The 12,244-nt window shown below is 37.4% G+C and carries 9 protein-coding genes; 8 read left to right on the top strand and 1 reads right to left on the bottom strand.

Translation table 11 applies throughout. The features are described from left to right. The first annotated feature begins 6 nt into the window (after positions 1–6). Complete coding sequence (locus tag prwr041_RS00155; RefSeq protein WP_207154338.1) at positions 7–813, top strand: DUF4738 domain-containing protein; 807 nt, start codon at positions 7–9, stop codon at positions 811–813. 1,034 nt (positions 814–1,847) lie between these two features. On the opposite strand, the gene prwr041_RS00150 is transcribed toward prwr041_RS00155, so the two are convergent. Further along, entirely contained in the window at positions 1,848–3,542 is a 1,695-nt protein-coding gene (locus prwr041_RS00150; protein ID WP_207154337.1) for a putative transporter, read from the bottom strand. A gap of 187 nt (positions 3,543–3,729) precedes the next feature. Here prwr041_RS00150 and ileS point away from each other — a divergent pair, with 187 nt between their 5' ends. From ileS to prwr041_RS00115, 7 genes are read left to right on the top strand one after another with little or no spacing between them, the layout of a single operon-like run. Further along, positions 3,730–7,365 (top strand): isoleucine--tRNA ligase, encoded by a 3,636-nt coding sequence (gene ileS, locus prwr041_RS00145; protein WP_207154336.1) that lies wholly within the window; start codon positions 3,730–3,732, stop codon positions 7,363–7,365. Positions 7,366–7,396: 31 nt separating this feature from the next. Then, positions 7,397–7,780 carry a TraR/DksA family transcriptional regulator gene (locus prwr041_RS00140; protein ID WP_207154335.1) on the top strand — a complete coding sequence of 128 codons (384 nt, stop codon included), beginning with the start codon at positions 7,397–7,399 and terminating at the stop codon, positions 7,778–7,780. Beyond that, complete coding sequence (locus tag prwr041_RS00135; RefSeq protein ID WP_207154334.1) at positions 7,777–8,427, top strand: lipoprotein signal peptidase; 651 nt, start codon at positions 7,777–7,779, stop codon at positions 8,425–8,427. The genes prwr041_RS00140 and prwr041_RS00135 overlap by 4 nt, the downstream gene beginning before the upstream one ends. Positions 8,428–8,429: 2 nt before the next feature. After that, on the top strand, positions 8,430–9,407 hold the full coding sequence (locus prwr041_RS00130; RefSeq protein WP_207154333.1) for a DUF4296 domain-containing protein: 978 nt from the start codon (positions 8,430–8,432) through the stop codon (positions 9,405–9,407). Next, on the top strand, positions 9,407–9,607 hold the full coding sequence (locus prwr041_RS00125) for a hypothetical protein (protein WP_207154332.1): 201 nt from the start codon (positions 9,407–9,409) through the stop codon (positions 9,605–9,607). Before prwr041_RS00130 ends, prwr041_RS00125 begins: the two co-directional genes overlap by 1 nt. Before the next feature lie 12 nt (positions 9,608–9,619). After that, positions 9,620–10,468: a carboxylating nicotinate-nucleotide diphosphorylase gene (nadC, locus tag prwr041_RS00120; RefSeq protein ID WP_207154331.1), complete on the top strand. Its 849-nt coding sequence runs from the start codon at positions 9,620–9,622 to the stop codon at positions 10,466–10,468. Between the two features lie 13 nt (positions 10,469–10,481). Then, complete coding sequence (locus prwr041_RS00115) at positions 10,482–12,131, top strand: dipeptidase (protein WP_207154330.1); 1,650 nt, start codon at positions 10,482–10,484, stop codon at positions 12,129–12,131. Positions 12,132–12,244: the final 113 nt, after the last annotated feature.

Below are 12,244 nucleotides of genomic sequence, written 5' to 3'. Positions count from 1 at the left end.
AACATTATGAAAAAAGAAATTTTAACAAGACTATTCTTACCAATTGTTGCTATTGTTTTGACAACGGTAGCTTGTGGTAATAGAAAGGCAAATACCGGAAAGGCCTTGTCGGAGGATCTTACAGCTAAAAAAATGCTTCAAGGAGTATGGCTTGATGAAGATGAGGAAGATCCAGCCTTTAGGGTTATTGGGGATACTATATTCTATCCTGATAGTACTTCTCAACCAGCATATTTCCAGATTGTGAAGGATACTTTGATTCTTCATGGTTCTAATATCGTGAAATATCAGATTTTGAAGCAGGCGCCACATTTGTTTATGTTTAAGAATCAAAATGGTGATGTTGTTAAGCTTGCAAAGACTTCAGATCGTTCTTATTTAACTTATTTTGGAGCAAAGCGTCCTGCTGCTTTAAATCAGAACAAACTCATTAAGAGAGATTCTGTTGTTGTGTATGGAAATGATCGTTATCATTGGTATATACAGGTTAATCCTACTACTTATAAAGTTGTTAAGCCTACATATAATGATGATGGTGTGGAGGTTGATAATGTTTATTTTGATAACATTATTCATTTAGGCTTATTCCGTGGTGCAACTCAGATATATAGTCATGATATACGCAAGGATGATTTTGATAAACAAGTACCATCACAAGCACTGAAGCAGAGCATCCTTAGTGATATAGTATATACTGGTGCTAGCACTGATGGTTTTCACTTTAATGCTAGCGTCTGTATTCCAGACAGTCCTACAAGTTATCAAATTTTGATAATCGTAGGCTTTAACGGAAGTATTAAATATAAAATATAAACTTAATAAAGTTATAGTTATGGGCACTTATTCTTTTGAATAGATGCCCATAAATTTTATTAAATTGATGTTGAATGCAACATGTCGATCAATAATAAGTCCTTCTTATATTGACGAAAAATATTTTTTTTGTGAGTTTTTAATGCTGTTTCCTACATGTTTTTGCGAAACGTATTGTTATACAATATGTTAGCTAATGTATATAAGTCCGTTGTTATACATTTTAGGAAGTGATTAGGCCCTAATCACTCTGTTGTCCTACATGCTTTGTAGAGTAATAAGGGCCTTATTACTCAATGGCACACCGAAAAAGATGATTTTATTTTTGCTGCGCTTTATACATTTTGACTATAATTGAAGTTGATTATAAACATTTATAGTTATACATTCTGAATCACTATACACATTTTTAAGCTGTTACTGATAATCAGTATAGTTGCATGAAATTCTTTACTGAAAAGATTGGCACATCAAAATGCTATACAAATCTATTTATTTTAAAATTTTATTTACAAATAGATGTAAAATTTCTAGCTTTACAATTCGAAAGAAAGGCATTACTGTGATTTACTTTACAGCCAAATACACAACTTAATGGTGGGACAAAAAAAGCGATTTTCGTATTGCAATTTGATAAAATGCCATCTTTTTAGGTACAAATACGTGCTTATAATGTAGGAATCATGTAGGAAAGATGTAGAAAAATGTACTCTTATACATAAGCTAATCTATTGATTAATAATTATTTGAGTAAGAAATGTATATAATGTAGGTTATTTTTCTTTTTTTCTGGAATCTTTGTAAATTTTGAAAGGATAATATCCTCCCTAAATGGGTTCGGATTTAAGTAGTTCGATGCTTGTTCTATTGAATACTAATCTTTTAATTACTTTGATTTTTATTGAAAGTTCTTTTGATATCTTTCTATGAGAAAAAATAAATCTGTGGGTATTGTTTTTATGGATATAAATAAAAACAGCGTATATCTGTTTGAAGATATACGCTGAGTATAATAGAATTATTTGTTTTGTCTTTTATCCTCCACAACAGAATAAAACGATTATCTGTGCGGTGAAAATACGCAAGAACATACTTAATGGATAAACAGTACTGTAGCCTACAGCTGGAGCTTCTTTTGAGCAAACGCTGTTTGCATAAGCTAATGCAGGAGGATCAGTATAAGTACCGGCAATCATGCCCATTATAGTGAAGTAATTAAATTTGTAATGTAGGCGGGCTATAGTTCCGACAATTAAGATAGGGATTATTGTAATAAGGAATCCTGTATATACATATTTCAATCCATCTCCCTGAACAACTGTTTCCCAGAAGTTAGCACCTGCTTTTATTCCTACGGAAGCAAGGAACAATACCAAACCAATTTCACGCAACATCATGTTTGCTGAAGTCGTTGTGTAAGTAACAAGTTTGAATCTGTAACCGAAACGACCAATGAGAATAGCAATGATAAGTGGACCACCTGCAATACCAAGTTTCAAAGGAACTGGCATGCCAGGAAGAGCAAGAGGAATACTTCCGAAAAGAATACCGATAATTATTCCGATGAATATAGTCGCAATATTTGGCGCATCAAGACGCTTGATACTGTTACCCATTGCGTCTGCAACACGGTTTACGTTGTCCTCTGGACCAACAACCATAATTCGGTCTCCAACTTGGAAACGATAGTCGCGACTAGCAAACAAATCCATTCCTTGACGGGTGATACGAGTTACGTTGACACCATATACACTAGAGAAATGCATCTTGCCAAGTGTCTTACCGTTCATTGAAGAACGTGTTACAACAATTCGCTTGCTGATTAGTGGCTGTGCCTCAGCCTCAGTGTGCCAAGGTGTGTCAACTACAGGACCGATGAAGGCCTGAATAGCCTCAGCGTCAGCTTCTGCACAAACAACAAGAACCTCGTCTCCAAGATTAAATATTGTGTTGTTTTTAGGAATAGTTACATTGTTGTCATGAAGAAGTCTTGAGCAAATTAGGTCACGATTCAAAAACTCAGAAATCTCAAGTAGTGTGCGACCAGCAATATAATTGTTGGTAACCTTTAAATGCATCTGATGTGGCTTTGCATGAGGGTTTTCTGCTTCTTGATCATTAAGTCTATGTTCTTCAGTATTAAGCTTTACGCGAGTAATGTAACGGATGGCAATAGTTGCGCCGATGATACCTAACACACCAAGAGGGTAGGCACATGCGTAACCTGATGCTATCTGAGGAACATCACCTTTACCGAATACGCTAGTAAGGGCTTCGTTCGCAGCTCCAAGTCCAGGGGTGTTGGTAACAGCACCGTATAAAGTACCTACCATCATCGGAAGATTCTTGGGATTACTGGTGTCGAAGAACAACCAGTAGCAACCGAACATTACTGCAATGTTGAGCATGATTATAACTGTTGAGAGAATGTTGAGTGTCACTCCACCCTTACGAAAACTCTCAAAAAAGCCCGGACCAACTTGTAAACCAATACAGAAGACGAACAGTATAAGTCCGAAGTCCTGAAGGAATGTTAGAATGTTTATCGGGGCTGTGAAGCCAATGTGGCCTGCCAATATACCTGCAAAGAGTACAAATGTTACTCCGAGCGATATACCGCAAACTTTTACCTTGCCAAGTAGCACACCAATTGCTATCACAAGAGCATAAAGCAATGCTATGTGAGCTACTGTGTCGGTAGAAGTAAAAAGATTAATTAACCAGTCCATAAAAATTTAGTGTAATATTGGCTGCAAATGTACAGCGAATTTAGGAATTGACAAAATAATAATGTGTTATTTTTTAACTTAGAGGCGCATATAATAAAAAATATGTAAGTCTTTTGGGTATGATAATTATTTTTATTATCTTTGCGGTCATTAAAATTATCACGTAATAAAATTAAGTTTTTAAGATATGGCCAAGAGATTTGCCGAACATAATGGTCTTAATTTAACAAAGACCAATAATGATGTACTTGCAGAGTGGGAAAAAAATGACGTTTTCCATAAATCTATTGATGAACGTGAAGGTTGTCAGCAGTTTATATTTTTCGAAGGTCCTCCTTCGGCTAATGGACATCCTGGCATTCATCATGTGTTGGCTCGTTCTATAAAGGATACTTTCAACAGGTACAAAACCATGAAGGGATTTCAAGTACACCGTAAGGCTGGCTGGGATACTCATGGACTTCCTGTGGAACTAGGTGTTGAGAAAGAACTTGGTATTACAAAGAAGGATATTGACAACAAAGCTTCAGAGAAATATATCTCAACAGAAGATTATAATAAAAAATGTCGTGAGAATGTCATGATGTTTACTGCTGAATGGCGTGATCTGACTGAAAAAATGGGATATTTCGTTGATTTGGATCATCCTTATATTACTTATGAGAATAAGTATATCGAAACTTTATGGTGGTTGTTGAAGCAGCTCTACGGAAAGGGATTGTTATATAAAGGATATACAATTCAACCATATTCTCCAGCAGCAGGAACAGGACTTTCTAGTCATGAGCTTAATCAGCCTGGATGTTATCGTGATGTTAAGGATACAACAGTAACAGCACAGTTCTTGATTAAAGACCCTAAGGCTGAGTGGACAAAGCATGGAAAACCTTATTTCATAGCTTGGACAACAACTCCTTGGACTCTTGCATCTAATGTTGCATTGTGTGTTGGTCCTAAGATTGATTATGTAGCTATTGAGACATATAACTTATATGACGGCGAACCAATGACTCTTGTTATGGCTGAAAGTCGTATAAGTGCATACCTTAATCCTGAACAGGAAGTTAAGGAAGGCGAACTAGGTGCTTTTGATAAGGAAAACAAGATGTGCCCTTGGCGTATTGTTGATCGTATGAAAGGTGCTGATTTGGAAGGTTTGCATTATAAGCAGTTGATGCCTTGGGTTAAACCATGTGAGAAAATTAATGACTTCTCAGCTAAGTTTGTCAATGACTATGCTGAAAAGCATGCTGATAAGGTGTTCACAAGTGAGGACGGACGTGATAAGTTTGTTGAGATGGACAGCGAAGCCTTCCGAGTTATTCTTGGTGACTATGTTACAACAGAAGATGGTACTGGTATCGTTCATATCGCTCCTACATTTGGTGCAGATGATGCTAAAGTTGCAGCTGATGCAAATATCCCAGCTCTATACCTTATTAATAAGAAGGGCGAGACTCGTCCGATGGTAGATCTTCAAGGTAAGTATTATGTTGAAGAGGAATTAGACGCGAACTTCGTAAATGTTTGTTTGAATAAGGAAGCTTATGGAAAGCATGCCGGCGACTATGTTAAGAATTCATACGACCCTAAATTCAATCCAGATGGTGTGTGGGATAAGAAAGCATCTGAAAAGGCAGAAGACCTGAATGTCATTATCTGTATGGAAATGAAACAGGACGGAACAGCTTTCAAGATAGAGAAGCATGTACATAACTATCCACATTGCTGGCGTACAGACAAGCCTATTCTTTATTATCCTCTTGATAGTTGGTTTATCAATGATACAGCGAAAAAGGAGCGTATGGTTGAACTAAACAAGACTATATGCTGGCAGCCAGAGAGTACTGGTACTGGTCGTTTCGGCAACTGGTTGGAAAACTTGAATGACTGGAATTTGAGCCGTAGCCGTTTCTGGGGTACACCACTTCCTATATGGCGTGATGAGAAGCGAAATGCTAAGTGCATCGGTAGTCTTGAAGAACTTTATAATGAGATAGAGAAGAGTGTTGCTGCTGGTGTTATGAGCAGTAACCCATTAAAGGATAATGGATTTGTTGTAGGTGACTATTCTAAAGAAAACTATGACAAGGTTGATCTTCATCGTCCATACGTAGATAATATTATTCTAGTAAATGAAGAAGGAGAACCAATGAAGCGCGAAAGCGACTTGATTGACGTATGGTTTGATTCTGGTTCTATGCCTTATGCACAGCTTCATTATCCGTTCGAGGGCGAGATTGCTAATGACGGTTTGAAGAACACTGGTAAGAGCGAGGCTGAGTATCGTCGTGAACTAGTTACTTCTACATACGAGGGAACACCTGTTCCTCCAGCTTTCTATCCTGCTGATTTTATTAACGAAGGTGTAGACCAGACACGTGGATGGTTCTTCACACTTCACGCAATATCAACAATGGTATTTAATCAGGTTGCTTTCAAAAATGTAATCTCTACTGGTCTTGTGCTTGACGCAAAGGGCAATAAAATGAGTAAGCATGTTGGAAACGTAACCAATCCATTTGAGATGATTGATAAGTATGGAGCTGACCCTGTCAGATTCTATATGATGACAAACTCTGAGCCTTGGGATAACCTTAAGTTTGATCCTAATGGTGTAGACGAGATTCGCAGAAAGTTCTTCGGTACATTATACAATACTTATAGCTTCTTTGCATTATATGCAAATGTAGATGACTTTGATCCAACAGCACCTCAGGTAGAATTGGCAAAGCGTCCTGAGATTGATAGATGGATTATATCTAAGGTGAACTCACTTATCAATAATGTAGAAGCTGAACTTGAAAATTATGATCCTACACGTGCAGGACGACTAATAGATACTTTTGTTAATGATGACTTAAGTAACTGGTATGTTCGTTTGAATCGTAAACGTTTCTGGGGTAAGGAAATGAGTGAAGATAAGTTGAGCGCATATCAAACTCTTTATACATGTTTGATGACAGTTGCTAAACTACTTGCTCCTTTTGCTCCATTCTACGCTGACGAATTATATCATGACTTAGGTGGACAGCAGACAAGTGTTCATCTGGATAAGTTCCCTGTAGCTGACAAAACTGCAGTTGATGCAGACTTGGAGATACGTATGGGCATGGCACAGAAGATTACTTCTATGACTTTGGCTTTGCGTCGAAAAGTTAATATTAAGGTTCGTCAACCTCTTGCACAGATAATGGTTCCTGCTATAGACGAAAATCAGAAACAGCATATTGAGGCTGTCGCTGACCTTATAAAGAGTGAGGTTAACGTAAAGGATTTGCAGTTTGTAGGAGGACAAGGTATTCTTGTCAAGAAAGTAAAATGTAATTTCCGTGTTATGGGTAAGAAGTTCGGTAAGCTGATGAAAGCCGTAGCTGCCAGAATGGATGCACTTGACCAGAATGAAATTGCTTTACTTGAAACTTCAGGCAATACAACTTTTGATGTTGAAGGACAGACAATTACAGTTGATGCTACAGATGTAGACATTATCAGTGAAGATATACCAGGATGGTTGGTAAGCAATGAAGGCAACATTACTGTAGCTCTTGAAGTTGAACTTACTGATGAATTGAAGATGGAAGGTATGGCTCGTGAGCTTATCAATCGTATTCAGAATCTTCGTAAGGAAAACGGACTTGAAATTACCGATAGGATTGTTGTCACAGTTGCTCCACATGAAGAGACAGATGCTGCAATTAAGTCTTTTGGTGAAATGATCAAGAGCCAAGTATTGGCAAATGATATAAAGATCGCAGACAATGATGGAGTAGAAACCGAATTCGATGAGTTTAAACTTAACATCACTGTTGAAAAGAACTAGTAAGAGGATATAATTAAATACTTATATATCTATGGACAAGAAAACACGTTATTCTGATGAGGATTTGGAAGAGTTCCGCGGAATTATTAATGGCAAATTGAAGGTGGCTCACGAAGAGTATTCTTCTATTATGCGCCAGCTTATGAATCAAGATGACAATGGTGTGGATGATACGTCTCCCACTTATAATAAAGTTTTGGATGATGGTAATGCCAACCAGAGCAAGGAAGACATGATTCAGATGGTTCAACGTCTGCAAAAGTTCATAAAAGGACTTGAAGCAGCTTTGTTGCGTATAGAAAATAAAACTTATGGTATTGACCGTGTTACTGGTGAATTGATACCTAAGGAACGTCTTCGTGTTGTGCCTCACGCTACTCTTAGCGTGGCTTCGAAGAATGCAAGAAAGAAATGAAAAAAAATAGTTATTTATCGCAAGATAGGTTATTGGCATTTGTCTTGATTATCGCAATACTTGTTATTGACCAGATAATCAAGATAGAGGTCAAAACTAACATGTGTTTAGGTGAGTCTGTTCGTGTAACAGACTGGTTTTATATCAGCTTCATTGAAAACAATGGTATGGCTTATGGTATGACATTCTTCAATAAATTGGTTTTGAGTGTATTCCGTATTATAGCTGTTGGATGTATAGGCTGGTATATGCATAAAGTCCTTCAACAAAAACATTCAACTGGTTACATTGTTGTGTTGTCTATGATCTTGGCTGGTGCTGCTGGTAACATTATAGATTCAATGTTTTATGGGCTGATATTTAATGCATCTTCACCGTTCTATGTATCATACCTTGTACCTTTTGGTAGTGGTTATGCCTCATTTTTACAGGGTAAAGTTGTCGATATGTTTTATTTTCCTCTTATTGTTACAACATATCCAGATTGGGTACCTTTCAAAGGTGGACAAGAATTTGTTTTCTTCTCACCAGTATTTAACTTTGCTGATGCTTGTATTTCTGTAGGTGTTGTACTGTTACTTCTTTTCTTCAGAAAAGATATGGAAGGTATTTCTGAGACCGTTAGGGGTGCTTTTAAAAAGAAATAAATATGAAGTCTTCGTCTCTCCAAGGATGCAAGTTCCTTAAAATGACAATAAGTTCACTTGTTGTAATTATGGGATTATTTCTGGTGGTTTCATGTAAACCATCTGTACCTTCACAGTTTATTCAACCAGATAAAATGGGTGATGTTCTTTATGATTATCATCTGGCTAGCAGTATGGCTCAGATTTCAGGTAATGATTCTGTCAATACTATAAAGTATCGTGCGGCTGTATTGAAGAAGTATGGTTATACTCCTGCGGAGTTTGACTCATCAATGGTTTATTATATGCGCCATACAGATCAGTTGAAGCAAATTTATGAGGATTTAACTAAACGACTTGGTAAAGAGGCTGTTGCATTAGGTGCTTCTGCTGATGCTGTTAACCGATTTGGTAGCGTTACAGCAAATGGCGATACTGCAAATGTCTGGAATGAAGAGTCGGCAATGGTACTTACACCACAGAAGCCTTTCAACTTGAATTCTTTTTCAATGGTTGCTGATTCAACATTTCATAAAGGAGATGGCATCATACTTGATTTCGATACACAATTTATATTTCAGGATGGTATGCGTGATGGAGTTGTTGTGTTGGCTGTTAAGTTTGGCAATGACAGTATTGCTACACAGAACATGCATATTTCATCGGCAAGTCATTTCAATCTAACTATCCGTGATGACAAGAAACTTGGAATAAAGGAGATACGTGGCTTTTTCATGCTAAATAAGAGTCAGGATCCTGGAGATAATGCAACGACGTTGAAACTTATGATAATAAGTAATATCAAGTTGTATAGAATGCACCAGAGTAAGGCTGCTGCAAATAAAGTGAATGGTGACAGTATAAAGACTTCTGGTAATGATTCAGCAAAGTCAAATGGTCAACGGCCTATGCCGCCATCAAGCGTTCCTGTTCCTCCGAATTCTGATCCAAATATGCAACCGAAACGTCAGATGCCAATTCCACCCAAAGCGTTGAATTGATGGTAGATGATTTCAGACGATTAGGCTTTCATGAATTGAAAGTAGCTGGTGAAGTTCTGCATCAGGTCATAGTTGAAGTTATTGGAGATAGGGTAGTAAACTACTATGAGTTTACAGATGAGTTGCCAATGACTGAATGGATTGGAGGAACTTGTGAGATAATTAATGACAAGTTGATTATAGAAAATAGTAATATATAAATATTTAATAATATGTTATCAGTAGACGAATTAGAAGACAAACTGATAGAATTGGCTTTTGCTGAAGATATCGGTGATGGTGACCATACAACATTGTGTTGTATTCCTGATGATGCAATGGGGAAATCTCATTTGCTTATAAAGGAAAACGGTATATTGGCTGGTGTAGAAATGGCTAAAAAGGTTTTTGCTAAGTTTGACTCTACATTGAAAGTTGAGGTTCTTATCAATGACGGAACTCCTGTTAAGGTTGGTGATATTGCAATGATCGTAAGCGGTAAGACTCGTTCACTGCTTCAGACAGAGCGACTGATGCTTAACATAATGCAACGTATGAGCGGTATTGCGACAATGACAAACAAATATGTTAAGTTGTTGGAAGGAACAAGAACTCATGTGCTTGATACACGTAAGACAACACCAGGATTGCGTATGCTTGAAAAACAAGCTGTAAAGATAGGTGGTGGTATGAATCATCGTATCGGACTTTTCGATATGATTCTTCTTAAAGATAATCATGTAGACTTTGCTGGTGGCATAGAGAGTGCTATTGATCGTTGCCATGCTTACCTTAAGGAAAAAGGACTTGATTTGAAGATTGAAATAGAGGTAAGAAACTTCGATGAACTTCAACGCGTACTTAACCATGGTGGAGTAGACCGTGTGATGTTTGATAATTTCAGTGTTCCTGATACCAAGAAGGCTGTTGACCTTGTTGCTGGAAGAATGGAAACAGAATCTAGTGGTGGTATCACTTTTGATACTATCCGTGGATACGCTGAACAGGGAGTTGACTTTATTAGTGTTGGTGCTCTTACACATAGTGTTAAGGGACTTGACATGAGTTTCAAGGCTTGTTAAATATATTGAGTTTATGAAGAAACAAATTTTAATTGCTATCTTTACATTGAGCGCATCTGCTGCTATGGCATGTACCAATTTTATTGTTGGAAAGAAAGCTAGTGCAGACGGAAGTGTTATCTGTTCTTATAATGCTGATGATTACGGCATGTTTATTGGTCTAGCTCATTATCCTGCTGGTGTTCATGCTAAGGGAGAAATGCGTAAGATTATTGATTGGGATACAAAGGCTTGTCATGGGCAGATACCAGAGGCTCCTGTTACATATAATGTTATTGGAAATATCAATGAGTTTCAGGTGACTATTGGAGAAACTACTTATGGTGGTCGTCCTGAAATGGTTGACTCTACTAGTACCATTGATTATGGTAGTCTTATATACTTAGCTCTTCAACGTTCACGCAATGCGCGTGAGGCTATAAAGGTTATGACATCTTTAGCCGAGAAATACGGATATAATAGTGAGGGCGAGACCTTTACCATTTGTGATCCTAATGAGGCTTGGATAATGGAGATGATGGGTTGTGGAGCAGGGAGCAAGAGTGCAATTTGGGTTGCTCAACGCATACCTGATAATGCTATTTGCGCACATGCAAATCAAAGTCGTATTGGTAAATTCAATATGAAAGACCATAAGAATGTAATGTATAGTAAGAACGTTATTTCTTATGCAAGAAAGAAGGGCTGGTTTACAGGAAAGGACATTGATTTCTCTTGGAAAATGGCTTATGCTAAACCTGATTTTTCTGGTCGTCGTTTCTGTGATGCTCGTGTATGGGCTTTCTTTAATCATTTCACAGACGGTTTCAGCCGTTATCTACCTTGGGCAGAAGGAAAGGATGAAAATGCCGAGGATATGCCTCTATGGGTTATTCCAAACAAGAAACTTTCTGTAAAGGATGTTCAAATGGCTATGAGAGACCATTATGAAGGAACTCCTTTGGCAACTGATACATTAGACTTTGGTAGTGGTATATGGGAAATGCCATATCGTCCTACACCATTAATGTTTAAAGTAGACGGAAAGTCTTATTTCAATGAGCGTCCAACAAGTACTCAGCAGACTGGTTTTTCTTATGTAAGTCAGATGCGTTCTTGGCTTCCTCGTGAAATAGGTGGTGTGTTGTGGTTTGGAAATGATGATGGTAATATGATTGCATATACCCCAATATATTGTGGTAATACGGTTCAGCCTGAATGTTATAATACTCCTGGTGCTGATGCTGTTACTTTCTCTACAAAGAATGCTTACTGGGTTTGCAATTGGGTTAGTAATATGATTTATCCACGTTATTTACTTATGTTCCCAGAGTTGAAGTCTGTTCGTGATAGTTTAGAAAGTTCATACTTCGCAAATCAACCAAACGTTGAGAACAAGGCACGTGAATTGTATGTTAATGACAAGGCTGCAGCATTGAAGTATCTTAATGATTATAGCAATGATGAGGCTCAGCAAATGCTTGCTAGATGGAACAAGCTGGCTTATTATCTTATTGTTAAGTATAATGATATGTCAGTCAAACCAACAAAGAATGGTGAGTTTATCAGAACAAAGACAGGTATTGGAGCAACAGTAATGCGTCCTGGTTATCCTGCGTCTTTTGCCCGTAAGCTTGTTAAAGCTACTGGTGATAAGTTTGAAGTTCCAGAACAAAAGAAGTAATCTTCTTAATAACACATAATAAATAAAGCCCTTCAAGAATTTCTTGAAGGGCTTTATTCATACCTATATTATAAGGTATAAGAACCATTATAACAAGTGATTATTAATTCAGA

Origin of the sequence: Prevotella herbatica, assembly GCF_017347605.1 — a bacterium.
Lineage (GTDB): Bacteria > Bacteroidota > Bacteroidia > Bacteroidales > Bacteroidaceae > Prevotella > Prevotella herbatica.
Note: the sequence above shows the minus strand (reverse complement) of the source record. Positions and strands in the feature narration are given on the sequence as shown.